Annotated in this window: 23 protein-coding genes; 4 read left to right on the plus strand and 19 right to left on the minus strand. The window is 42.2% G+C overall.

What is annotated here, in order from left to right:
• Positions 1 to 5: 5 nt before the first annotated feature.
• The 7 genes from F955_RS11635 to F955_RS11665 form a co-directional block, all read right to left on the minus strand.
• Positions 6 to 677, minus strand: a complete 672-nt coding sequence (locus F955_RS11635; protein WP_004894748.1) for a response regulator transcription factor — start codon at positions 675 to 677, stop codon at positions 6 to 8.
• A 1-nt stretch (position 678) separates the two neighbouring features.
• Complete coding sequence (locus F955_RS11640; RefSeq protein ID WP_004894750.1) at positions 679 to 2,355, minus strand: phosphoethanolamine transferase; 1,677 nt, start codon at positions 2,353 to 2,355, stop codon at positions 679 to 681.
• A gap of 188 nt (positions 2,356 to 2,543) precedes the next feature.
• Entirely contained in the window at positions 2,544 to 3,245 is a 702-nt protein-coding gene (locus F955_RS11645; protein WP_004809323.1) for a VIT1/CCC1 transporter family protein, read from the minus strand.
• A 235-nt stretch (positions 3,246 to 3,480) separates the two neighbouring features.
• Positions 3,481 to 4,152 carry a DUF1345 domain-containing protein gene (locus F955_RS11650; protein WP_004894751.1) on the minus strand — a complete coding sequence of 224 codons (672 nt, stop codon included), beginning with the start codon at positions 4,150 to 4,152 and terminating at the stop codon, positions 3,481 to 3,483.
• A 424-nt stretch (positions 4,153 to 4,576) separates the two neighbouring features.
• Positions 4,577 to 5,071, minus strand: coding sequence for a flavin reductase (locus F955_RS11655; RefSeq protein ID WP_004894754.1), 495 nt, complete (start codon positions 5,069 to 5,071; stop codon positions 4,577 to 4,579).
• Positions 5,072 to 5,168: 97 nt separating this feature from the next.
• Positions 5,169 to 6,212 (minus strand): methionine synthase, encoded by a 1,044-nt coding sequence (locus F955_RS11660; protein ID WP_004894755.1) that lies wholly within the window; start codon positions 6,210 to 6,212, stop codon positions 5,169 to 5,171.
• A gap of 42 nt (positions 6,213 to 6,254) precedes the next feature.
• Complete coding sequence (locus F955_RS11665) at positions 6,255 to 7,253, minus strand: putative oxygenase MesX (RefSeq protein WP_004894756.1); 999 nt, start codon at positions 7,251 to 7,253, stop codon at positions 6,255 to 6,257.
• Positions 7,254 to 7,512: 259 nt separating this feature from the next.
• Here F955_RS11665 and F955_RS11670 point away from each other — a divergent pair, with 259 nt between their 5' ends.
• On the plus strand, positions 7,513 to 8,211 hold the full coding sequence (locus tag F955_RS11670) for a DUF1826 domain-containing protein (protein ID WP_004894757.1): 699 nt from the start codon (positions 7,513 to 7,515) through the stop codon (positions 8,209 to 8,211).
• A 501-nt stretch (positions 8,212 to 8,712) separates the two neighbouring features.
• Here the strand turns inward: F955_RS11670 and F955_RS11675 are convergent.
• The 3 genes from F955_RS11675 to F955_RS11685 form a co-directional block, all read right to left on the minus strand.
• Positions 8,713 to 10,038 (minus strand): PQQ-dependent sugar dehydrogenase, encoded by a 1,326-nt coding sequence (locus F955_RS11675; protein WP_004894758.1) that lies wholly within the window; start codon positions 10,036 to 10,038, stop codon positions 8,713 to 8,715.
• Positions 10,039 to 10,225: 187 nt separating this feature from the next.
• A complete protein-coding gene (locus F955_RS11680; RefSeq protein ID WP_004894761.1) occupies positions 10,226 to 11,950 on the minus strand; it encodes a bifunctional protein-serine/threonine kinase/phosphatase in 1,725 nt (574 codons plus the stop codon).
• Between the two features lie 50 nt (positions 11,951 to 12,000).
• A complete protein-coding gene (locus F955_RS11685; protein WP_000323725.1) occupies positions 12,001 to 12,810 on the minus strand; it encodes a formate/nitrite transporter family protein in 810 nt (269 codons plus the stop codon).
• A 284-nt stretch (positions 12,811 to 13,094) separates the two neighbouring features.
• Here F955_RS11685 and cynS point away from each other — a divergent pair, with 284 nt between their 5' ends.
• Entirely contained in the window at positions 13,095 to 13,544 is a 450-nt protein-coding gene (cynS, locus tag F955_RS11690; RefSeq protein ID WP_004894766.1) for a cyanase, read from the plus strand.
• 79 nt (positions 13,545 to 13,623) lie between these two features.
• Here the strand turns inward: cynS and F955_RS11695 are convergent, their stop codons facing one another.
• From F955_RS11695 to F955_RS11730, 8 genes are all read right to left on the minus strand, one after another.
• The gene (locus tag F955_RS11695) at positions 13,624 to 14,307 is read right to left on the minus strand and encodes a metallophosphoesterase (protein WP_004894767.1); all 684 of its coding nucleotides are present in this window, start codon (positions 14,305 to 14,307) and stop codon (positions 13,624 to 13,626) included.
• A gap of 119 nt (positions 14,308 to 14,426) precedes the next feature.
• The gene (locus tag F955_RS11700; protein WP_004894769.1) at positions 14,427 to 15,812 is read right to left on the minus strand and encodes an amidohydrolase family protein; all 1,386 of its coding nucleotides are present in this window, start codon (positions 15,810 to 15,812) and stop codon (positions 14,427 to 14,429) included.
• Between the two features lie 32 nt (positions 15,813 to 15,844).
• Entirely contained in the window at positions 15,845 to 16,765 is a 921-nt protein-coding gene (locus F955_RS11705) for an ABC transporter permease (RefSeq protein ID WP_004894771.1), read from the minus strand.
• A 21-nt stretch (positions 16,766 to 16,786) separates the two neighbouring features.
• Positions 16,787 to 17,884, minus strand: coding sequence for an ABC transporter permease (locus tag F955_RS11710; protein WP_004894772.1), 1,098 nt, complete (start codon positions 17,882 to 17,884; stop codon positions 16,787 to 16,789).
• A 41-nt stretch (positions 17,885 to 17,925) separates the two neighbouring features.
• Complete coding sequence (locus F955_RS11715) at positions 17,926 to 19,530, minus strand: ABC transporter ATP-binding protein (RefSeq protein WP_026056750.1); 1,605 nt, start codon at positions 19,528 to 19,530, stop codon at positions 17,926 to 17,928.
• Between the two features lie 106 nt (positions 19,531 to 19,636).
• Positions 19,637 to 20,728, minus strand: a complete 1,092-nt coding sequence (locus F955_RS11720) for a BMP family ABC transporter substrate-binding protein (RefSeq protein ID WP_004894776.1) — start codon at positions 20,726 to 20,728, stop codon at positions 19,637 to 19,639.
• A gap of 327 nt (positions 20,729 to 21,055) precedes the next feature.
• A complete protein-coding gene (locus F955_RS11725) occupies positions 21,056 to 21,541 on the minus strand; it encodes a nucleoside deaminase (RefSeq protein ID WP_004894778.1) in 486 nt (161 codons plus the stop codon).
• A gap of 121 nt (positions 21,542 to 21,662) precedes the next feature.
• A complete protein-coding gene (locus F955_RS11730; RefSeq protein WP_004894780.1) occupies positions 21,663 to 22,718 on the minus strand; it encodes an aromatic ring-hydroxylating oxygenase subunit alpha in 1,056 nt (351 codons plus the stop codon).
• A gap of 268 nt (positions 22,719 to 22,986) precedes the next feature.
• Between F955_RS11730 and F955_RS11735 the strand changes: the two genes are divergently transcribed.
• Positions 22,987 to 23,916: a LysR family transcriptional regulator gene (locus F955_RS11735; protein WP_026056751.1), complete on the plus strand. Its 930-nt coding sequence runs from the start codon at positions 22,987 to 22,989 to the stop codon at positions 23,914 to 23,916.
• 192 nt (positions 23,917 to 24,108) lie between these two features.
• Positions 24,109 to 25,161, plus strand: coding sequence for an aromatic ring-hydroxylating oxygenase subunit alpha (locus F955_RS11740; protein WP_004894784.1), 1,053 nt, complete (start codon positions 24,109 to 24,111; stop codon positions 25,159 to 25,161).
• Between the two features lie 109 nt (positions 25,162 to 25,270).
• Here the strand turns inward: F955_RS11740 and F955_RS11745 are convergent, their stop codons facing one another.
• Entirely contained in the window at positions 25,271 to 26,188 is a 918-nt protein-coding gene (locus F955_RS11745) for a LysR family transcriptional regulator (protein WP_004894786.1), read from the minus strand.
• Between the last annotated feature and the right edge of the window lie 8 nt (positions 26,189 to 26,196).

Genomic DNA, 26,196 nt, shown 5'->3' on the forward strand with positions numbered 1-26,196 from the left:
GGCGCTCATCCTAAGCGATACCCTAGCCCACGTATGGTGCGGATGAAGTCTTTTCCTAGTTTTGCCCGCAGATGATGAATATAGACCTCTACTGTATTACTGCTGACATCACTATCAAAATCATAAAGCTTGTCTTCTAAATCGTTTTTAGAAAAAATTTTGCTAGGATGCATGAGGAGTGCAGTGAGAATAGACCATTCCCGATTAGACAATTCGATCGGTTCATCATTAAAGCATGCGATGTGCTGCTCCAGATCCAGTTCCAGACCACTGTGTGATAACTTTTTATGGCTCTCTACCTCGGTATGTTTGGGACTACTACGTCGGATCAAAGCATGAATACGGGCCAGCAGTTCATCAAATTCATAGGGTTTAATCAAGTAATCATCTGCCCCCTGATTTAGCCCATCGACCCGGTTCTGTAACTGATCCCGGGCAGAGATAATCAGCACCGGTAAATTGGGAAACTTCTGCCGGATATGTTTAAGCACCTGCATGCCATCCATCATCGGCAGGCCCAAATCCAGCAGGACAATATCATAGGCCTGCTGCTGTAACTGCTTTAAACCATCCAGGCCATTATTGACCCAATGCACATCAAATTGATGCAGCTTGAGCAAGGTTTCAGTCGACTCGGCAATCATAAAGTCGTCTTCGATAATCAGTATTTTATGCATTTCAAGCTCTGTTCTTTAATGATGATGAGCATTGTGCAAGCATATCATTTTTAGCTTCAGTCACTTGCGTTTTTATATCCAGCAGACTCAATAAGCTTGGGAAAAGATGATCCTGACTGCGTGCCTGTTTGGTCTGTGCTTTAAGACAGCTCACCTGCTGGGCATTCTGCTGTGTCCAGTCCTGCGAAAACCACATTAGCATCGGAACATGGGTTTGCTGGGTCGGTGCCATACTATAAGGTGCGCCATGCAGATATAAACCATGCTCTCCAGTGGATTCTCCGTGATCAGACAGGTACCATAAACCGGTCTGATACTGGCTTTGCTGTTTTAGGGTCTCAATAACCTGAGCAAGTACATGATCAGTATAGACAATCGAATTATCATAGCTGTTCTTTAATTCTTCAGCGCTGCAGCCCTGAATGGCATTGCTGTTACAGGTGGGCTGGAATGGCTGATACGGTGCTTTAGAACGTTTGAAATATGCCGGCCCGTGACTGCCCATCTGATGTAGCACGATTAATTGCGGTTTCAAGTTATTTTTGTCCAGATGTGCCAGATAATCTTTCAGGCTATCCACCAGAATTTCATCAAAACATTCACCAGCAGCATCACACCACTTCTGTTTCAGTTGGGCAGGAATCTGATATTGCTGCACCCGGTCACAGGCGCCTTTACAGCCAGAATTATTGTCGATCCAGGTCACCTGATAACCGGCACGCTGAGCGATATCCAGTAAACCTTCACGGTGGCTAGCTAACTGTTCGTCATAATGCTGACGGGACATGCCCGAAAACATGCACGGGACTGAAACGGCGGTTGCTGTACCACAGGAACTGACCTGACTAAAATTAATCACCGCTAACTCGCCCAGTTCAGGATTGGTATTACGTGCATAGCCATTTACAGCAAAACTCTCGGCACGTGCAGTCTCCCCGACCACCAGCACCATCAATTTAGGTTGCTTCTGTATTTGAGCCTGCTGTAGCAGATGGGCATCTTCACCATAAGGAATCAAAGGCAAATTGGCTTTAGGTACTTTCTTTTTATAATAGGATACGGTGGACGCAATGCTGTTTTGCGGAGAAATCATGCCCTTCAGATCACGATGCTCGCGGAAGATGGCTGCATAATCGACATAAAAACAGAATAACAGTCCTAGGATCAATACGGCCGAAAGCAGACTGCTCAGGCTTTTATGCCACAATTGACACCCAAAAGATGCAGGCTGAATTTTTAGCGTCCAGACGATACACAGCGGCAAAACCACAAAGACCAGCGTCCAGATCAACAGTCGTACTGACCAGAGATCACGGACTTCACGGGCATCGGTCTGCAGCATATTCTGGATCTGGTCCGGTGTAATTACCACCCCCAGACTATTGACAAAATAAGCACTAAAACCGCCCAGAATGATCAGCACGCTGGCCAGTATCTTGGCATTCCATTTCCAGTTCAGCCACTGCAAGACCAGATTGTACAAGCCGATAATCACCAGGACTGTAGCCGCCAATAATGCGCCTGCCTTGAGGTTGGTATAGGGCGTCAGTTGATGGATTTTCTGATAAAAAGCAAAGTTTAAGACCAGCCCCAGCCAAATGGCGAGTAACAGGTTGAAGCGTGCAAGGCTGATGGGTTTGATCTGGTGTAGACCGGGAAAAGAAGGCAGCTTAAGCATTTTTTTAGTTCAAAGACTTTAAGATGCTTTAGCCTAAAATCTGAAGCTTAAAAATGACTTAAAATACTTTCTTTGCGAACTTCATAAAATTTTCAATGCTACTGTTCCAACCCTGTTTAGACTTATTGTTTTAAAAAGGATGTGATTCTCTGACTAGAGCGAATTTGAAAAGCACATCCTGAGTACATTTAAGCTACAGCCACATTAAATAATGAGCCGATCCAGGAGCTAAATAGCATGGCAATCACCCCCCAAAGCATGACTCGAGCCGAACCTTTCCAGATGCTCACCCCTCCTGTATAACTTGCCAGTGCGCCCATAATCCCGAGGCTAAGCACACCGATCAGCATCACGCCTTTATCCAGGTACTGTTCAGGCAAGAGCAAAATAGAAAGTAGAGGAAATAGTGAGCCTATAGTAAAAGCGATAGCGGACGAAAATGCAGCCCGAAAAGGTTGAGCCGAAGTGTTTTCTGATATACCAATTTCATCGCGGGCATGTGCATCTAAAGCATTGTGTGCGGTGAGCTGCAAGGCAACTTGCTGGGCCACCTCAGGGGTTAAGCCACGCTGGATATAAATATTTTCCAGTTCTTTCAGTTCATGTTCTGGATGACGTTTAAGCTCACGTGCCTCCATATTCAGATCATTCTTTTCAATATCCTGCTGGGATTTGACCGAGATGTATTCTCCAGCAGCCATTGACGCAGCTCCGGAAATTAATCCGGCTACACAAGTCACCAACAAGGTATGTGTAGACGCGCCACTGGCTGCCATTCCCACCACCAGACTGGTAACAGAAATAATTCCGTCATTTGCCCCGAGTACAGCTGCGCGTAACCAACCCGCCCGTTCAAAATAATGTTTTTCAAGATGATAAGAATGACGCACGGTATAGTCTCTTTTTTGTTCTCAACATCATGATCGTATATTTATTTCGCCTGAAGAAACAACTCTTTATTTAATAAACTCTTGTTCAGAACAGCTCATGAATGGGTGAGTGCTCTGATTTACCAATTTTTATTGCATGGATTGCATTTTTCCAATTGCACTCATTTGAACATCTGAGAAATTTACAAGTTACAGTCCTAGCACTACAGTTTATTTATTATTAAATGCTGTGTTTTCAAGTACTGATAAAGGTTGCTGTTACATTAATAGCGATGGCCAAAATCGTGGTATTGAATCCATACGCCAGAAGCAAATGTAAAGTATTGAGTATTCTCATGGGTTGGCGAGTAATTGATACATCGGCCGTTTGCGCTGAAGTGCCAATAATATAGCTAAAATACAGAAAATCGGGATAGGTTGGATTTGGCGTACTAGGAAAAGCCAGTCCGCCATGTTTATGCTTTTCTAGGGCTAAATAAAAGTCATGGGCATAATGAATTGCAAAAATGGTGTGCATCAGGAACCAGGCCGAAATAATAGTCAGGATGGATAGCCCTAAATGGCCGGTTCTGATGGCAGCATCTTTAGGTAAATGATGAATTTCAATAATTATGGCAATAAAACACATCACTAAAGTGATGATGACAAGCACCAGAATGACCCATTTGCTGGCATCCTGTTGTATGGCACGTTGCAAGATATGGTGATGGTCTATGTGCCAGAGCTTTTTGATAGTAAAAAGTAAGTAAGCATAAATGGTAATGTTCCAGCTCATCAAAATGCAGGTAGACCAGCTTAAATGAGTTGCTGAATAGAAAATAAAATACCAAATCAGGATAGATGGAAAGATAATAAAGAAATAAAGTCGGGACTGAAGCGCTGTTCTTATAGATTGGAGGAAACGCATGGGCTGTCCTGCATGTCATGAGATGCTTTCATCTAGCAGTATAAAGTATTTTATTAAAACAACAGTATAAAAGAGCTTTTAGTAGATAAAGGCATACTGATTCAAGATTACGATAAAATAGATATTTTAAAATCTAGTAGTAAAAGAAACTAAAAAAATTAATTCCCTATTCTTAAGGAAACTGAATCTTGAACCCTTTTAGCTAAAAAACTAAAAAAGTGTGCAGCAGACTTTAGGTAGACGTCAGTTAAATATGTAATTCCAATATTGATGTTCATCAAAGTTAATTTTGAAATTTTCCGAAGAAATTGAAGCTAAAAATCAAATTACTAAACTTTGATTAGCCTAATTTTTATGAACCAGGCTTAGGATTCTGGTCTCGACTACACACTTTAAAAGAATTCAATATTAAAGTAATGAACATTTACGCAGTTTCTAGTTGACCAACCTGATGATATGCGCGGTTGAAGTACACCAGACTTTCCTCTTGCTGACTGCGTCTAATCGCGATGACTCGACATAAGAAAATACTGTGTGTACCCACTTTTTGAATTTCTTCAATCTGGCAATCAAAGCTCACCAAAGCATCTTCTAAAATTGGAGCACCTGTCTTAAGAGTTGTCCACTCGCCTATCTTAAATCGCTCTTCTGAGCTGAATTTACTAGATGCAAATGCATTTGAGATGTATTCATGCTGCGTGCTGAGTACGTTGACTGCAAGCACTTTATTTTTAATGAAATGTTCATGTGAACGAGAGGATTGATTCATACAGACCAGTAATGTCGGTGGGGTATCCGTCACACTACAAACGGCAGATGCGGTAAAGCCATGTGTTCCTGCTATACCTTCGGTCGTAATCACATTTACAGCCGTGGTTAACAAGGACATTGCATTTCTAAAGTCAGTTGCTTCAATCATCTCTTTTGTCTCAAATGTATATGTAACCTGTCTTTACTCAAAGTCAGGTAAATAATCTATGGATCATTTACCCTCCTCTGGTGAAGACCATTTCGTGCTAAGCGCCCAGCTCTTGACGAACAATCGCTGCCCCTGTACTTAGTGCTTCGAGTTTGCCCCGAGCCACTTGACGAGACAACGGTGTCATCCCACAGTTGGTTGATGGATACAGTTTGTCTGCATCCACAAATTGCAATGCTTTACGCAGTGTATTGGCAACTGCTTCAGGCGTTTCGATTTGATTGCTTGCAACATCAATCGCACCGACCATGACTTTTTTACCCCGAATCAGCTCAATCAGATCCATCGGTACACGTGAGTTTTGACACTCAAGCGATACAATATCAATTTTTGATTGTTGCAGTTTAGGGAAGGCTGCTTCGTACTGACGCCATTCATTACCGAGGGTCTTTTTCCAATCGGTATTGGCTTTAATACCATAACCGTAGCAAATGTGTACCGCCGTTTCACACTGCAAACCTTCAAGCGCACGCTCTAAAGTCGCGACGCCCCAGTCATTCACTTCATCAAAAAACACATTGAATGCTGGCTCATCAAACTGAATGATATCAACCCCTGCTGCCTCTAACTCAAGTGCTTCTTGGTTCAGGATCTTGGCAAATTCCCATGCCAGTTTTTCACGGCTCTTGTAGTGACCATCGTACAGCGTATCAATCATGGTCATTGGGCCAGGCAGTGCCCATTTGATCGGCTGCGTGGTTTGGCTACGCAAAAATTTTGCGTCATCCACAAACACTGCTTTTTTACGGGAAACTTCACCGACTACTGAAGGTACGCTGGCATCATAACGGTTACGGATACGCATAGTTTCACGTTTTTCAAAATCCACCCCTTCAAGATGCTCGATAAACGTGGTCACAAAGTGCTGACGGGTCTGTTCACCATCACTGACAATATCAATGCCAGCATGGACTTGTTCATGCAAAGACAGTTTTAAGGCATCACGTTTCGCTTCTAGTAGTTCTTTACCTTCAAGTTTCCAAGCTGACCAGAGCTTTTCAGGTTCTGCCAGCCAGGACGGTTTTGGCAAGCTGCCTGCTGTAGAGGTCGGGAGTAACTTTTCAGGTTGTAAAAGTGCCATGTCTAATCTTCTTTCTCTAAATTCGTTTATATATGTGATCTATCAGGCAGCGTTGTCTTGCTGAGCCGTTGCTACTTTAAAATTGGCAGCCCATTCATCCAGAATGTCTTTATACGGCTTAATGAAGTTTTCCTCTGTCCATTTACCTTGTTTGACTGCCAGTTCCCCACGTTCAACACGGTCATAGACAATGCGAGTCAATGAATAGTCGCCATAGCTCAAGCTAGGCTGATACACCACACCTGCGGGTGAATTGGTGTTGTAAATTTCAGGACGATAGATTTTCTGAAAGCTTTCCATGGTGCTGATCGCACTGATCAATTCAAAATCGGTGTAATCATGCAGCAAGTCACCCGCAAAATAGAATGCCAACGGCGCATTGCCATTTTCAGGTTTAAAGTAGCGAACACTTAGCCCCATTTTTTTGAAGTATTCATCAGTACGTGAGTAATCATCGTTAGTGTATTCCACGCCTAGAACAGGATGCACATTGGCACTGCGGTAGTAGGTTTTCGTAGTTGAAACACTCAGACAAATCACAGGCTGTTTATTAAATTCAGCTTTAAAGACTGCTGAATTCACAAGATGCTGGTACAGCTTGCCGTGCAGGTCACCAAAGTCTTCAGGTTTTTCATTGGCCTTGCAACCTAGGGATGGTAATACCACACTGAAGTCATAATCACGTACATAAGATGAGAAGCTATTCCCGATCATGCCTTCAATGCGTTCATTGGTATGATGGTCGATAACAGTACTTTTCAAGGTTTCAATGAATGGGAAAGTTTGCCCATTACCTTCGATATCAATTTCAGCAGAGATGATGTCAATTTCTAGTGAATAACGATCGCCTTTAGGGTTATCGGCCGTTGCCAAGCTGTTAAAGCGGTTGTTAATCATCGCGAGTGTACGACGAAGATTCTCCTGACGGCTTTCACCACGTGCCAGATTGGCAAAGTTGGTGGTTAAACGTGTATTGTTTGCTGGTTCATAGTTCTCATCAAAACGAATACGTTTAATTGAACATTGGAATGCTGTACTCATGGAGATATGCCACCTAAATTTTTATAAAAAAAGCAAATTTCTGTATGGCTGTATTTAAACGCGAATCCAAACATGAGTAAAACGATATAAATTCAGCAAAAGATGAGTTAAATTCATCTTAATGAGTGGAGTGTATAAATAATGATCTATACTTTAATAGAAAAATTAAGATTCTAATTTATGTTGCTGATCATTATTCATTTCTAAATATCAATGTGTATTATTGAGCACGATTTATAAATAGCGACTTCATTCTGAAATGACCAATACCTTTTCTGGCAATCCTCAAGTTCGAGTGGTTTCAACTTTTTCTGAACTAATATATTCGGATTTTCTGGGCAAGGCGAATGCCATCTGCTGGTCTAGAAATTTGTCTGGTGATTTTAAAGAAATCGTTGCTAAACTTGATTTAAAAGGAAATATGACTGAAGTTTCTGTTGAAGATCTTTTGGCGCTTCAGCTTTCTGAACAGGGTCATGTGGCTAGAGAAATCATATTAAAAGATATGCAGCTATTGACTGACTACGGCGCTTCTCCTTCCCTGAATTTGCTGAAATGCTATGAACGGGATGATGAGTTTGATTTTATTTCGACGGATGTCTATTCCTACCATGTGGATCGCTCCCCTATCGAAACGGATACATTTTTATGTACCTATCACGGTGCTGCAAGTGAGATTTTGCCCAATGACCAGGTTGAGCAAAAAATCTTGATTCCTGAAGTCAGGGAACAACTCAAGCAGTTACATGACGGACCAGAAACTGAGTTTGAAGCGTTTCTGGAAGAATATTTCTTCGATCTGCATTATCGGGCCAAAGCTGATGCAAAGCCTGTTAATTTAGGCACGGGAAATCTCTGGCGACTCGCTGTTGATCATCCAGCACAGCAAGTTTTACCCTGTGTGCATAGAGCTCCTGTTGAAAATGATGGAGAATATAGATTGCTATTAATTTGTTAAACTGGTTTCTTAAAAGAGCTCAATTATGGTCATTGGGTCAAGCAATGATACCTAAAGGGTATATACCGTATTAATTATTTTTTAATAAAAAACATTAAAATACATTGGTTTAAGTGCATTAGAAGTGAATATATTTACAAGAATTTTCATATAATGTTTTATTTTGTATAAAAGTGTTATTTTTTGTAGGAAATTGCTTACACAAATTAGAGTAATTACCCTATTTTCTATCATTAAAATTTTTGACATTATATTTCACATAAAGAGTCAGCAAGGAAAGCTGATAATAATCGCATTATAACGATAATAAAGTCGCCAAGACAGCGAACTTACCGGGATAGTAAGTGATAAAAGAAGAGACTACAGCCGCTAAGCCTTATAGTTTTGGGAGAGACTATAAGGCTTTTATTTTTCTGAATATTTTCCCAAGTAAAACTATAGCATACTGGTATTTAAGTTTTTAAATATAAACATCAATATCCTTATCCCTTTTCTTGCTGGTTAACGGACCTGTTCATCTGGTGACACACGCCAAATTGTATCTCCTACATCATCAGCAACCAATATTGCGCCTGATAAATCTACTGTTACACCCACTGGCCTTCCTAATGCCTCTCCATTTTTGCTTAAAAAGCCTGTCAGGACATCTTGTGGGGTACCGGAAGGCTGACCATTACTAAATGGTACAAAAATTACTTTATAGCCACTATGTGGTTTTCTGTTCCAAGAACCATGCTGACCAATTAGTGCACCACCGCGATATTGAGGCATTAACTCAGCTTTATAAAAACTCAAACCTAATGATGCCGTGTGGTTGCCCAGTGCATAATCCGGTTTAATCGCCCGTGCTACCAGTCCGGGATTTTGCGGCTTTACCCGTTTATCTACATGCTGACCATAATAACTATAAGGCCAGCCATAAAAAGCGCCGTCTTTCACTGAGGTCATATAGTCAGGTACCAAATCATTCCCGATTTCATCCCGCTCATTGACTACAGTCCATAATGCTCCACTTTGAGGCTGCCAATCCATGCCATTAGGATTACGTAAGCCAGTTGCAAATGGCCTTGCCTTAGAACTGGCCATATCAAATTCCATGATCAGAGCTCGTCCTTTTTCTTGGTCTAAGCCATTTTCAGCTACATTGCTGTTGGAGCCAACTGTAATGTAGAGTTTGGTTCCTTCAGGATTGGCAATTACATTTTTGGTCCAATGATGGTTTAAGGGACCTGCCGGTAAAGCCAATACTTTGCGACCACTTTCTTTGATTTGAGTCATACCAGGCTGATAAGGAAAACCTACTAAAGCATCTGTATTCGCTACATATAGTGTATTTCCAACTAAGGTCATGCCAAATGGTGAGTTTAGATTCTGCAAAAATACTGTTTTCTGATCAGCAACGCCGTCATGGTTGTTATCACGAAGTAGACTAATACGGTTAGGACTTGGATGAGAAGATCCTGCCCTTTTCATCACCATTTTCATGATTTTACCCTTAATCCCCTGACTATCTTCAGGCTTGGGCGGCGCATCAGTTTCCGCCACCAATACATCTCCATTCGGCAGAACATAGAGCCAACGTGGATGCTGAAGACCTTTGGCAAAAGCCTGCACTTTTAAACCTGCAGCCGGTGTAGGCATGGTATTTACCGGCCAGCCTTTGGCTGGTGCGATATTAACGACAGGGAACAAATTGGATTTGGGTTCAGGAAGCTCAGGTTGAGGACCATAACTGTCTGTAATCGGAGACTTAGATGACGATGTACATCCAGCGAATGCCAATATTATGGCAGTACTCAGGATAGACGATAAAATTTGAGCAGACATTTTGGTTCCCTGCTTTTTTGTTGTTATCTGCTTATCTTAGAAGTCTATTCAAATGACAACTATAGGGTTCTTGTTTTATCTGGTTGTTGATTGATTGCTGCGCTTTTGACATTCAATCTTATGGTCTAGTTTGAATAAAAACTTATCTATGTACCTTCAATTTTAAGCATGGTTTGATCCTGTCTTTTCAAATAAATGGCCATGCAATACTCAGTAAAAATAATAGCCCTAATACGGCGCAACTCATTTGCCAAAAACGTAAAGGATCACGTTCAATGATTGCTGGTGGTTTAGAGTTTAATAATTCTTTGGAAGGATGCGTTAGATTATGAATGAGTTCAGACAAGGCCTCAAAACGATGTGTCGGTTCAATACTCAGCGCTTGGCCTAAAATTTTATCTAACCATATAGGTAAATCAGGCCGATATTTCCTGATGGAATGATATTGAACTTTTTTAAGCTGCTTTAAGGTCTTACAGTGAGCTAAATCTGTCCCATAAGGTAGTTGTTTGGTGAGTAAATAATAGGCCATGACCGCCAAAGAAAATTGGTCTGAATGTACAGATGGCGAATGATCAATAAAATACTCCGGTGCCATAAATGCCAAAGTACCGAGTGGTCGATTCGCATTTTTAGGATTAATTTCGACCAGACCTCTTACTGCTGTTGAACCATAATCAATCAGTTTAATTTTCATGGCATTTTCTGCATTTAAAACCATGATGTTCTTTGGCCGTATATCCTGATGCAGCATCTCCAGCCGATGCATTGCATTTAAAGCCAATGCCGTTTGTTGCAAAATTGGTAAAATATCATCGAGCTTTAAAGGCTTTTCCTGGCGATGCAGCCATTGAGCCAAGGTTTCACCCTGCAAATATTCATAACATTGGAATAAATATTTTTTCTCAGTGTTATGTGGATAACACGGCATCAGGTTGTCATGCTTCAGACGTTTTGATACCCAATCTTCGAGTTGAAACTGCTCTACGGCATTTTTATCTTGCTGTAAATCTACCCCCAAAGTTTTTATGACCAAAGGCTGCTGCTGAGTATCGTGTGCCAAATACAGGCAACTGCGATGATTTTGGTGCAAAATCTTATCAATCACATAACCTTCAAAAACTTCACCTTTACTGAGCTGTTGTGGAAATACATAATCCTGCTGAATATGAAACTGATTCAGTTCAGGCAGCTGTTCTACACGGATCACCTGGAGACTTAAGTTATCATCACTGCCCTGTTCTAAGGCTTTTTCAACTAATGCTTTGGCAAGTTGATTTAAATCTGCATCTATTAAAGTTAAATCTAATAATTGTTGATCTGTGACAAATTCATAGACCCCATCGGTCATCAGTAAAAAAATATCTTTTTCTTTGAGCTCAATATTTCGATAATCAATTTCAATACGATAATCTGCACCTAAGGCTCGGCTGAGATAATGCTCTCTGGATGACAACCAGACACGATGATCATGGGTCAGTAATTCAATTTCATGATCGCGAATGCGGTAAATACGACTATCACCAACATGAAAAACATGGGCTTGTTGCTGTTTTAAAATCAGTGCAGATAAGGTACAGACATAACCTCGGTCTTTATCAAAACGTCCTTGACTTTGTTGAGTCTGTGCATAAAGCCATGAATTGGTCGCGCGGATCACCCGTTCTGCTGAAGTCTGTGTGCTCCAAGCATCTGAAGTAGAATAATAGTCAGATAAAAAACTGCCAACGGCGGTTTCTGCTGCAAGATGACTGACATTACTGCTACCGATTCCATCCGCTATAACACAGGCAATACCTTTCTGTTTCAGCACATGTCCTTCGGGCAGATATACTCCATGGAAATCCTGGTTCTGTTGTTTAATTCCGGCAGTAGAATATTGCCCAATACTGACTTTTAATGTTTTTTTCATGCTGAAAGCTCAAAAGGGATCTATACGATCCCTTTATAAAATGGTGAATATTAAAATTCTTTTTTAACACCAGTACGGACATGGGTGGTATAAAGTGCCAGACCTGTTAATGCCAAACCACCCACCAGATTACCCAAAGCAACCGGCAATTCATTCCATAGGAAGTAGTCAGCAATCGAGAAGTCACCGCCCATCATCATGGCAAATGGAAACAGGAACATGTTCACTACAGAATGCTCAAAGCCCATGGCAAAGAACAGCATAATTGGCATCCACATGGCAATAAATTTGCCACTCACCGTAGTAGACATCATCGCGCCAATGACACCTAATGACACCATCCAGTTACACAGCATGCCACGGATAAAAATAGTCATCCAGCCGGCGAATCCGTATTCGGCATAACCCAATGTCCGCTCCTCGCCAATATGCGCAATTTTCACACCGACTGGGTTTGGATCCGCTGCAAAACCCATGGTATAAACCGCTGCCATGAGCACCGCAACAACCAAACAACCTGTAAAGTTCCCTACAAACACCAAGCCCCAGTTTTTTAGAATACGTCCCCATGTGACCCCTGGGCGTTTATCTAGCCATGCCAACGGCGTAAGTACAAATACCCCAGTTAACAGGTCATAGCCCAATAAATACAACATACAAAAACCAACTGGAAACAGGAGCGCACCAATTAGTGCTGATCCTGTTTGCACGGCTATGGTAATGGCAAATACCGCTGCCAGTGCCAAAATCGCACCTGCCATAAAGGCACGAATCAATACATCACGGGTTGCCATATGTAATTTGGATTCACCCGCATCTACCACTTTTTTTGCAAACTCTGCAGGAGCAAGATATGCCATGTCATCGTCCTCATTTTTAATATCTGGACCTGTTTTTAAACAAAAAGACGCCTAAGGTCTTTAAAACCTTAGGCGTCATTGCCTTAAATATCAGAACAGGTAATTTTGTTATGGCGCCATTGCCATGCTTGTTATAAATGAAGCAAAAGCTGTGCCATAAATTATTTAAAAATCATTCAATTTTTTAGGCTCTATTTAAAACTAGTTTCGTCCTCTAGTTGGCATGAGAACTGCATTAATGAAAATTCATATAAATGTATTTCAAAAATAATCTGGAGATTTTTATGATTACCCATCGTCAACAAGTAACTGACATGATCATTTCAGCGAAAGTTTTAAAGTCAATTAAATGGGCAGATGTCGCCAAGGAAATTGGTCTTTCTAAAGAATGGGTAACGGCTGCATGCCTGGGACAAATGGCATTTAATAAACAACAGGCAGAGAAAGTTGGTCAGATTTTTGACCTTAGTGATGAGGCAGTGGCATGGCTGCAAATTGTACCTTACAAAGGCTCTTTGCCAACCAGTGTTCCTACGGACCCTTTAATTTACCGCTGGTATGAAGTTGTAAATGTATATGGTTCGACTATTAAAGAGCTGATCCATGAAGAATTTGGTGATGGCATTATGAGCGCAATTGACTTCAGCATGGATATTCAGCGTGAGGAAAATCCAAACGGTGACCGGGTAAATGTCGTATTGTCTGGCAAGTTTTTACCTTATAAAACCTATTAATTAACCGTTTGATCAAGCCATCATATTGATGGCTTTTCATTTCTTCGTAAGGAGATCTTTTATACCACCGCCCTTATCCTCATTTAATTTTGACGATACACAGCTTCTGGGTATAAGAGGAACCGACATCGATATAGTGACAGTTATCAATCTGGGTATGTCTTTGCACAATGGTATGTCCTAAATAGATCTCATCAATGTTTTTAACGGTCCCATAGCGCTTGGAATGATGCCGGATACGGCCTCTCCCCCATAACGCATTGGTATAAGCTGAAGTTAAACCCGGAATTTTTCGTTCGCCTTTGGCAATGTTTGTCTTAAACTGATTCCAGTCATGGATATCAATATCCGCATGCAAAATGCCAATATTTTTATCTTCAAGTTGAATTTCAATGACTAATGGAAGCTTAGATAAGATTTTGCTGAGTTCATCCTGTTTTTCGGTGGATAACAGATAGAACCATTCACCACCATTTCGTGCATGCATATCCTGAATCCATACATCATCACGCCCTTTGATGCACATTTCCTCGTGATTGCCTCGGACGCTGGAGAACCAGGGTTGATCTAATAAAGAAATACATTCCAGATTTTCACTGCCTCGATCCACCAGATCGCCGGTACATATCAACAAATCTTGCTCAAAATTAAACCGGATTTTTTCCAATTCTTGCATCAGAAGGCGATAACAACCATGCAGATCTCCGACCACATAAATGGCAGCATAATCTGCTCCTCGAATATTTCTGCTTAGCGTCATCATGATATGTGGAATCTTTGAAATCACTAAAATAGGACGATGCGATTAGGATAGGTATACAGGTTTAAATTTGGGTTACTGGTTTATACAGCCTGCAATATAGCTCATTGCTAAGCTAGTATTTATTCAGTTTCCTCAGCTGAATTTCGATTTAATTCATTGATAGCTTTACCTGTGTGTGCCATCCATGCATCACGTCGTTTAAAGAGTAAAGGTGTAACCCGATTGACTTCATCGATTAAGCTTTGTAGATCTGCATTCAGCAATTGCCCACCTTCAGTGACAATTTTACCGCCAACCATGGTCATGATGACATCCTGTCCCTGAACAGCATGTACAAGATTAGTATATAAATTAAATAATCGGCCTTCATCCACCAACGGCGTCATACGTGGGGTAGCGATATCTACAGCAATAATGTCAGCTAGCTTCCCCACTTGCAGGCTACCAATCTGATCCTGCATGCCCAATGCCTTTGCACCTAAGCAGGTGGCCATCTGGCAAACAGACCATGCATCTAGGGCTGCTGCATCCAAAGAAGAAAACTTGGCCAATAAAGAAGCCGTCTTCATTTCCTCAAACATATCCAGATTGTTATTTTCTTTTTCTCCATCTGTGCCTAAACCGACAGCAATCCCCTGTTTGAGCATATCCAGTACAGGCGCAGCACCTGAGGCCAGTTTCATGTTTGAAACTGGATTATGGGCAACTCCAACATTGTGTTCTTTCAAAATTTGAATTTCATTAGAATCTGCCCACACACAATATGCAAGTAAGGTATGTGGCAAATCTAAAAGACCCAGCTGTTCCAGTGTCTGGATTGGACGTACACCATGACGGCGCAAGTTTTCCTGGACATCAAACTGGCTTTCATTGCTATGGGTGTGAAAACCGGTCTGATAATCCTGGCATAAGCTTTGAATACGTTTGAGTGCATGAGGTTCAGCATAAAACAGATGTTCTAAGCCCACCCAGACCTGAATTTGGCCATGACTTTGCTGATGCCAACGATTTATCAGGGCTTCATTCGTTTTTAAGGTTTCAAAATAGTCATGGTCAGGGTGCTCGGCGACATAAGGTACCAAGATTGCACGGATACCGAGCTGTTGTGCTGCTTCTGCACTACCATCCATGTAACGCCACATATCGACAATGGTCGTGGTACCGGATAATAATGCTTCTGCATAACACAAATACGAGGCAGCCTTGGCATCTTCAGGTTGAAGCACACGATGCATGGGATCAATAAACTGTTCCAGCCAATCCCATACTGGCAGTCCTTCAGCAGTGCCTCTTAATAGTCCGGAATGACAGTGCGTATTGATTAAGCCTGGCATTAATAGGGCTTCAGGATAATCACGCACGATGACATTGGGATATTTTTGGATAAGTTCGGTCTTGGTTCCTATGGCCTTGATTCGGTCTCCCTCAATCAATATCGCCCCATTTTTGATGCATTCATTTTGACTATTCATGGTCAGCACATAGGCTGCTGCTAATATTTTCATTTTGTTCTATATCATCTTTTTAATTGATAGGTTTAAGGCACAAACGTTTTGCCTAATGACGCTGGCAGATTCATCTTCAAAAGTTTCTTGTCTCGGGAAATTACGACTAGTACTACAATCGTCGCCAGATAAGGCAGAGCTGCTAAAAACTCATTGGGTACTTTGATCCCCAATGCCTGCGCATGAAACTGCAGGATGGTCACACCACCGAACAGATAAGCACCCAGCATCAGTCGGGATGGTTTCCAGACAGCAAAGACCACCAGAGCAATTGCAATCCAGCCCCGACCTGCGACCATATTTTCAATCCACATTGGGGTATATACAGTAGATAAGAATGCTCCCCCAATACCTGCCATCAAGCCGCCAAACAGGACGGCGCCGTAGCGAATAGCCAGTACGTGGTAACCCATGGCATGTGCACTTTCAGGTGACTCTCCTACTGCTTTTAACAGCAAGCCCAGACGGGTTTTTGCCAATACAAACCACACAGCAAAAAATGCCAGTATGGACAGATAGACCACATAGTTTTGCTGAAACAGGATTGGACCAATGAAGGGAATATCTGCCAGTACAGGTATATTCCAGCTACTTAAACCCGGTAAAGCCATGCTGACATAGTTCTGACCTAAAAATGCAGAAATACCCAGCCCAAAAATAGTTAAAGCTAAACCACAGGCCGACTGATTAGTACTAAGTGATAAGGTGAAGAAAGCAAAAATCAATGCCATCAGCATACCTGCCAGCCCACCGATCAGTAAGGCACTAAATACACTGGCTTCATATTGGGCAGCAAAGGCAAAACCGGCAATGGCACCGACCAGCATCATGCCTTCTACGCCTAAATTAATTACCCCAGTGCGTTGTGACACCAACTCACCTAAAGCTGCAAAGATTAGAGGCGTTGCTGCGGCGATTGTGCCGGCTAGAATTGCGGTCATTTCTATAGCCATATTGTTTTTCCTCCGATCTTGTTAAGCATTTGCCGAAGCAGGTTCAGCTGTAGGCACTACACGTTTTTTGGCAAAGCGGTAACGGTTTTCAATCAAGGCATCCGATCCCAACAGGAAAAACAGCAGCAAGCCTTGGAATATCCCGGTAATTGCGACCGGAAGCTGTAATTGCATTTGTGCCATTTCCCCACCGAGATAAATCAATGCCATTAACGATCCGGAAAGTACGATACCAATCGGATTCAGACGACCCAGATAAGCGACAATAATTGCGGCATAGCCATAACCCGGTGACAGGCTCGGATTCAGCTGACCGATTGGGCCTGCTACTTCACATATCCCGGCAATCCCCGCCATCATTCCGGAAATCACCAGACTCAGCCAGATCGCTTTGGAAGATGAGAAACCAGCATATTTAGCAGCTAGAGGAGCCTGTCCGCTGACTTCCAGTTTAAAAGCAGTCATGCTTTTACGCATAAAGAGCCAGAACAAAAGCACAGCCACAGCGATGATAAAGATTGAAGCATTAACCCGTGTTCCTTCCAGAATCATCGGTAAAATGGCACTTTCACCAAACATGACAGTTTGCGGAAAATTCATGCCCTCTGAATCACGCCAAGGACCATTAACCAGATAGAGCAATACAAACAGTGCGACATAGTTCATCATCAAGGTGGTCAGGGTTTCTTCGGCATTAAAATGGGTTTTTAGTAATGCAGGAATTGCGCCCCATAAGGCACCGCCAATTGCACCCATAAAAATCATAAGAGGTAAAATCCACCAACCTACCTGTTCATGGAACAGCAGTGCGATACCACCGCCAAAAATGGCACCCATGATCAGCTGACCTTCGGCACCGATATTGAACAGTTTGGCACGAAACCCAACAGCTAAACCCAGGGCAATCAGAATTAGAGGACCTGCTTTAACGGCCAACTCGCTCCAGCCATAGGAGGTCATCAGCGGTTCAACAAAAAACACATACATGGCCTGTGCAGGACTAATCCCCAGCATTAAAAATAAAATACTGCCAACGACCAGCATGGCTGCCAGGGCAATAACTGGTGACAGCCATTTCATCAGTTGTGATGGATGTTCACGTGGTTCGAGTAAATGCATGTGCTCATCCTCCCAAAATCATTTGTTGTTCTAATAAAGTCTTAAGCATGAGCGTGTTGCTCCTCTGCCGTGTTCGAGGTCGCTTCATGGCGTTGAATGCCAGACATGAGTAAGCCAATACTTTCTGCATTGGTTTGCTGGGTTGGAACTGGATTCGACAGCTCGCCATTGGCGAGTACACAGATGCGATCGCTCATCTCAAACAGTTCTTCCAGTTCTTCGGAAATCACCAAAATACCGACCCCTTGACGTGACAGATCGATCAGCGTCTGGCGCATAAACATGGAAGCACCTACATCTACGCCCCATGTGGGCTGAGCCACAATCAGGAATTTTGGATTCTGCAGAATTTCACGGCCGACAATAAATTTCTGCAAATTTCCACCCGATAAAGAACGGGCTTCTGCGTTCGCACCACTGGCCTTAACCCCAAATTTTTTGATAATTTTTTCAGCAAAAGTCTGGATATCTGAGAATTTAATCAAGCCCCAACGGGTGAATTTCTGACGATAGGCGGTCAATAGCGCATTTTGAGCCAATGTCATATTGGGAACGGCACCACGACCTAAACGTTCTTCCGGTACAAACCCAAGTCCCACATTACGCCGCTGGCCAGCAGTTAATGCAGTAATCTCCTGTTGTTCCAGATAAAGCCTGCCGGTTTTGGTCAGCGCTTCGCCGGACAATAAAGACAGCAGTTCGGCCTGTCCATTTCCGGAAATACCGGCAATACCGATAATTTCACCTGCCTGAACGCTAAGATTGATATTTTGTAAGGACACACCAAAAGGATCATCAGACTGATAGCCAAGATTTTCAACCTGAAAACAGGTTTCTGGTATGCCCTGATATTCTGCGCGTATATAAGTGGGTAAATCACGGCCAATCATCAGGCGGGCCAAATCACTGGTCGATTTTTCTCGTGGATCGACGTTTCCGGTGACTTGTCCATTACGCAAAATCGTGGCTTCATCACAGAGTTCTTTAATTTCATGCAGTTTATGACTGATATATAAAATAGAAACTCCCTGAGATGCCAGCATGCGCAGAGTTTTAAATAACTGCCGTACCGCTTGGGGCGTCAAAACTGAAGTCGGCTCATCCAGGATAATCAGCGCTGGATGTTGTAACAGGCAACGAATAATTTCTACACGCTGCCGCTCACCTACCGATAAGGAATGAACTTCCCTTCGCGGATCGACAGGTAAACCATACTGTTCAGAAACGGCAATAATTTTCTTGCTCAGGTTCGGTAAATCTACTTTTTCATCCAGTCCCAATAAAATATTTTCAGCAACAGTCAGGGTCTCAAACAGGGAAAAATGCTGATAGACCATGCCGATCCCGAGTTTTCTCGCCATTGATGGACTGTCTATTCGGACTTCTTTACCATTCCACAGAATTTGTCCCTGATTGGCTTTGACTGCACCATAAATAATTTTCATCAGGGTGCTTTTCCCAGCACCATTTTCCCCCAAGATGGCGTGGATCTGTCCAGGGTATACAGTCAAATGAATCTGGTCATTTGCCTTGAGTGAGTTGTAGCTTTTGCAGATATTGACCAGCTCCAGTCGCGGAATATCCTTGCCTGAACCTGTATTCATCTTGGGCATAGGTGTAGACAGATCATGTGTTGGATTCATCATAAGTGCCCTGTTTTATGCAGCTGGTTGATTCATCTGCCTTTTGCTAAAGGCCAGATGAATCATGAGCCTGTGTTTAGAATGATGTGATGGCTGTTATTTTGTTTTTTTATTTCGGAAGTGAACCTTCTACACCTTTTACGTAGTAGTTCATTTTGCTCAAGGTGGCATCATCCAGTGTTTTACCTTTAGCAATGACCATTGAACCATCCTGTTTATAGAGCGGGCCAGTAAATGGGTGCAAGGTACCTTTCAGGATTGCATCCCGAACAGCAAGTGCTTTCTTTTTCTCACCCGCAGTTACCATTGGTCCGAAGCTCTCAATATCGACTGCTTTCTGTTTTACCCCATACCACAGTGCACTTGGCTTCCATGTTTTATTGCTGACCTGAGTCATCACTGGGGTGTAGATTTTTTCCCAATGGAGTACCGAAGCCGCCAGATGGGCTTTAGGACCGAATTTGCTCATATCCGAGTCCCAGCCAAAGGCATAGACCCCTTTCTGTTCAGCCGCCTGAACGACTGCCGGAGAATCAGTATTTTGCATTAAGACATCGGCACCTTGAGCAATCAATGCCAATGCAGCATCCCGTTCCTTGCCGGGGTTAAACCATGAATTGACCCAGATCACTTTGGTTTTCACTTTTGGATTCACGCTTTGTGCACCCAGAGTATAAGCATTGATGTTGCGCACCACTTCAGGAATCGGGAAGGATGCCACGACACCTAAAACATTGTTTTTGGTTTTCTGTCCAGCAACTACACCGAGCATATAGGCACCCTCATAGGTACGAACGTCATATACGCCCAGGTTTTTGCCCTGCTTATAACCAGTGGCGTGCATAAATACCGTATTCGGGAACTGCTTGGAGACTTTCTCCATGGCATTCATATAGCCAAATGAGGTGGCAAAAACGACTTTATTGCCCTGCTGCGCCAGATTACGGATAACACGCTCTGCGTCGGCAGTTTCTGGAACATTTTCGATATAGGAGGTTTTATATTTGCCAGCCAGCGCCTTTTCAGTCTTGATCCGGCCCTGATCATGTGAATAGGTCCAGCCATGGTCACTGGTTGGGCCAATATATACAAATGCTGCTTTATCCTGTGCTTGAGTCATTGATGCCGCCATCAGGCCACCCGCACATAGTATCCCCATCAGTGTTTTGAATCCGGTTTTAAAGATCTTTTTTTCTTTCATTCTCTTCCGCTCTTTTTGTACTTGTGCCCCATGCACACTAATCAATAACTTTACTCAGATGAGTAAAATCGGTTCTTTTTATAATTAGCAATAACTATTCCAACTTGATTAAAAAATGATTTATTTAATTTATTTCTTTTAAAATAAAAGTAATATTTTATTATTTTAATATTTATTAATGAATTATTTTTTTAATATTAAATAAAATGAGTTAAATAAGTGCATTTGATAAAATTAAATGCTATTAAAATGGGCATTTATATTTAAAATAATTTCTGTAAAAATAAAAAATCCCATTCTTAAAATGGGATTTTCTTCTAAAAAGGCTTATCTGCTTTGCCAGAACTGCTGTTGTAAACTGACCGTTTCAGCTTCAATCTCAGGTACTGGTCCAATCAACTCAATCTCCTTTTGTCCATGGCTAAAGATATAGTGTGAGCTAACACTCATCGTTGGGTTTTCCTGATGATTACCGGTACATTCAAGTAAATATTTTTCCGAAATACCATAAACTACACGGCCTATATTGGCCCAATAGATGGTTTCAGCACACATACAGCAAGGTTCTACCGCCGTATAAAGCGTACATTGCCATAAATAATCTGCTGGATAATTGGTCGCAGCAATACGGGCTAATGTTGATTCTGCATGATTGACCGTATCAATATTACATTGGGTGAGCAGCACCGTTTCATGATCTGGCGCCACCAGTACTGCTCCAAAAGGATGATGTCCCAGCTGGGTAGCACGCCGTCCCACGTCATTGGAAAGTCTTAAAAACTTTAATATCTGCTGATGATTTGGACAGCTCATTTATTTATACCAGAATAAATTTTAAATGATTGAATATTTAAATAGATTCTTTGCATTTTAAGAAAGTGTAATTTATTTAAATATAGTCCCTGCTTGTTAAATAAAAATCTACTGGTTTATTTTAAACAATATAACGTTTACTTAATCCCCATTCTGCCAATATACGTCGATAAGTTGTTGATGAGCGATCTGCTTCAAAATGTGCTTCCATGGAAATATCCAGTGGCAGCTCTTCCGGTTTTTGACTTTCTACCAGTTCCTGGTCTTCAGCAAAGATCTGTGCATTAAAATCATAAACTGCCTGTAAATCGCCAGTGGTATCAAAATTTCGGGTTAATGGTACAAACAGTCTGGTTTGGTTGTGTGACACCGGGCAGCAGGCATTCAGGATTTTAAGAATGCCTTCATTTGGAAAATGCACAGTTAATATGGCAGAAAATGGTGGATAGACATCAAACACGCGTTTCCATAAAAAGCCTTCAGGTGCCAGATGCTGCATGCCATGAGGATAATTGCTGACATTACTGACATATTCAGTATGCAGACCATAAGGCGTACGTTCGGTATTGTATTTCGGCACCACCGGATTATCACGATCGGCAAAAGCATTGTGATGTACCCAGGCAAAATGTGCGACATCAATAAAGCCTTCTAACTGACGACCACTCGAACCGGCAATATCCACAAATGGCGGTAAAATAGATTGATGTTCTGCGGTATCCCAGGTATCTAGTACCGGGAAATTGGCAGCACTTTCATTCCGGCTAAACAGGCTGGTCCAGATCAGACCGTATTTTTCTACGACTGGAAATTTGCTGAGCGAGAAACGGTCTGAGATTTTAGTCAACTCGGGTTGCGCTGGGATTTTGATACATTTTCCCTGTTCGTTGTATTGCAGACCGTGATAGGGACAGACAATATTTTCCCCAGAAACCCAGCCCTTGCTCAGTGGTACACCACGATGCGGACAGATATCGCGTACCAGATGAATGACGCCGCTTTCAGTTTTATAAATTGCCAGTTTGACATCCAGCAAAGTGACTTGCTGTGGCTTTTCGTTCACGTCCTGAATACGTGCAACCGGATACCAATGATGCGCCAGAATCTCCCAATCCTGATCATCAAACTGGCTGTAGCATGGCTTGCTAAATACATTGATCATTGGAATAGCGTTCATATCAAACCTTTTTTCTGCAAAATCCTGAATATTTTTAATCCCCTGAAACGTGGCTTGTGCTGGCTAGCGTTCCGGTTATTTACAATTGAAATTACTCGTTTTTTTACTTTTTCGTCTATTAGAATGTTTCGTATAAATCATTCTAAAAATTAGAACATCACCTTGTAATGCTTGATTGGCTTGAGCCTTAGCTGCCTGCTTTGGCATAAAACTCGCATAAAGCTTTTATTGAATTTTGAGTACAGGTGAAACAGGCTTGAGTAAATTGATAAATACCCCGTTTTCGCGCTTTTCTGATTACTTTATTGCGGTGGCGAAAAGCGGCAGTTTACGTAAGGCTGCAGATCAGTTGTTTATTTCGATATCTGCGGTTCACCGGCAGATTGCCCTGGCTGAAGAAGAGCTAGGTATTGAGCTGTTTGAACGTTTGCCCAACGGACTGAAGTTAACTTTAGCAGGTGAAATGTTATATGCCGATATTCTAAAATGGCAAAAGGAGTTTCAGCAGACCTGTATCCGCTTTGATGAAATTCAGGGACTCAAACGTGGCAGTATTGAATTTGGATTAATTTCTGCCTTGAGCGAAGGCTTTGTAATGCAGTCACTACAGCATATGTACGCGCAGTATCCTTGGATTAATTTCAATATACGGGTGGCAGACAGTGAAGTAATTGCCCGAAAAATTATCGATACCGAACTGGATTTCGGGCTGATTCTTAATCCCAAAGCCCATCATCAGCTGGAAGTACTGCATTTTCTGGAATTGCCTTTGGGCTTTGTCATGTCCAAACAGCATCCCCTTGCTGAGGCTGAACGAATCTATTTTTCAGATACTTTGGATGACAATCATTTTATTGCAGCAGAACCGCTGATCATTCATGACTATGTACAGGCCATGTACAAACATCACAAATTCATTCCGGCACGCAAAACGGAATCCAATGATATCCGCCTGATGAACAGCATGATCAAGGCTAATACCGGTATTGGCATCTTGAGTTATCTGGATGTCTTCCCGGAACTGCAACGCGATGAACTGATCTTTAAACTGATTACGGAAAAAGGTGTACGTCCTTTGACCATTGCCCTTTGCGTGGCGCCAAAACGTCAGATATCACGAGCCTCCCAGCTGATGATCAAACATATTATTGAACAGATGGAACAATTAAAAAGTCAGATTTCTCAGCTGATACCCTAATAAATGATTTGTGATGTCTACCTTTTCCGTAAAGACGCGTTAATTCTCAAAATATGCTCACATATAAAAGAGAATGATCTTCAAATGGTAAAGAGTGTTCTAATTTTCTCAATACCTCATACAGATTTCTCTAATTTCGGTGAATAGGCTGTTGATCTATATTCAATCGAATAACACCGATTTGAGGCAATCATGAATAGTAAAACCATTCTCACGTATCAACCTGACTTACCTGTTCATATGACATTTTCAGAACATGACTGGCATCTGTTAGCGCAATACTGGTATCCGGTAGCCTTGGCACGCGAAGTCTCTGAACAGCCAATCGGGACCATGTTGCTGGATATGCCCTTGGTAATTTATAAAATCGGGGATGAAATTATTGTGGCGCGAGATACCTGTCCACATCGAGGGGTTGCTTTAAGTCTGGGAAAAAATGATGGACAAGGTGTGGTTTGTCCTTATCACGGTCTACGCTTTGGATCAGGTGGAAAATGTAATCGTATCCCGGCCCATCCGCAGCAAAAAATCTCTGAGCGTTTCAATCTAAAAACCTATGCCGCCGTAGAAAAATATGGTCTGATCTGGTGCTCACTGCTGGCAGATAAACAGGCTGAAGCAAATATTCCGCAAATGCCTTACTGGGATGAAGCAGATTACCAGCAACTGGTTTGCCCGAAAGTTGATATTCAGTGTTTTGCCGGTCGGCAGCTAGAAGGTTTTATTGATGTCGCACACTTTGCATGGGTACATCCAGATACTTTTGGCGATCCAGATAATTCAGAAGTACCCGATTATCAAACCTATGAAACCGATGATGGTTTTGCTGCTGACTATATCAGTACAGTTGGACGCTATCCGATCGGGCTGGATCAGCGCGGTGCAAAAGACTTTAAATGGCTACGCCATTTTGAAATCAGTGTACCCTTTACCGCGACCTTGACCATTCATTTTCCCAATGATGCCAAACAGGTCATTATGAATGCAGCTTCGCCTATGACAGCACGTACTACGCGGCTGTTTGCACCCATCTGCCGGAATTATGACAAAGACCTGCCAGTTGAAGATGCCTATGACTTTAACCTGAAAATTTTTGAAGAAGACCGGTTAATCGTCGAAAACCAGAAACCTGAATATCTGCCTTTGGACTTGTCTTTAGAAGCACATTTCCCGGCAGATCGCAGTTCCAGTATGTACCGGAAATTGCTGCGTAAGCATGGATTCAGTCCTTTATTTGCGGCTTGAGTTGAAATGAAAGGCTCTGGTTTTGGCTGGATTATTTTCCAGCTTTCAGTTTGAACAGTGGATCAGAGTCTTTCTTGCATTACCCATGTTTAAAAAATAATAACAAGCGTTAATCATAATATGCCTCTCTTTTCTTGGAGAACCGTTCTAGCTGCTTCAGGAATCCTTCAAAATAATCTTTCTGTTTTTCTTCAGTGCGATAGCCTGCAAATAAAGTACGGCGTAATCCTTCAGGTGCGACGCAATCCAGACGGCGTGAGCTTACCCAGCCTTTCTGTTCATATTCATTCACCACCCAGTCCGGCAGTGCGGCAATGCCGCGTCCACTTGCCACCAGCTGAATCAACATCTGGGTTAAATCAGTTGTCCGGATCTGCTTTGGTAAAATATTTGCGGGAATAAACAGGCGTGACATGATGTCTAGGCGATGTTTATCCACCGGGTAAGTCACCAGTGTTTCTTCTGCCAGTTGCTGTACGCTAATCTCTTTGGCACGTACCAATGGATGAGTATTAGAAAGTACCAAACGTGACTCATATTCAAAAATCGGAAAATACTCTATCCCTTTTAATGCGATCGGATCGGCGGTAATCAGTAAGTCAAACTCACCAGTTTGTAACAGCTCATGCGGATTGGCTTCAAAACCTGAGGCAAAGTCTAAATCTACATCTGGATATTGGATGCGATACTGATTGAGTAAAGGCATCAGCCAGTCAAAGCAGCTATGACATTCAGAGGAGAAAATAATACGTCCCGTCTGTCCATGGACAATACGAGTAATATCACTTTGGGCAATCTGTACCTGAGGCAATATTTCATCTGCCAGTTTAAGTAATCGCTGTCCAACATTGGAAAAGCTCACAGGCCGACTACGGCGATTTACGACTTCTACGCCAAACCATTGATCAATTTCACGCAATTGATGAGATAAGGCTGAAGGTGTAAGACACAAATCTCCTGCAGCGGCGACCAATGAACCATGTTCTCGTAAAGCAACTAAAGTTTTTAAATGACGAAGTTCTAACATGTCTTCCT

It is taken from the genome of Acinetobacter schindleri CIP 107287 (assembly GCF_000368625.1).
Taxonomy (GTDB): Bacteria; Pseudomonadota; Gammaproteobacteria; order Pseudomonadales; family Moraxellaceae; genus Acinetobacter; species Acinetobacter schindleri.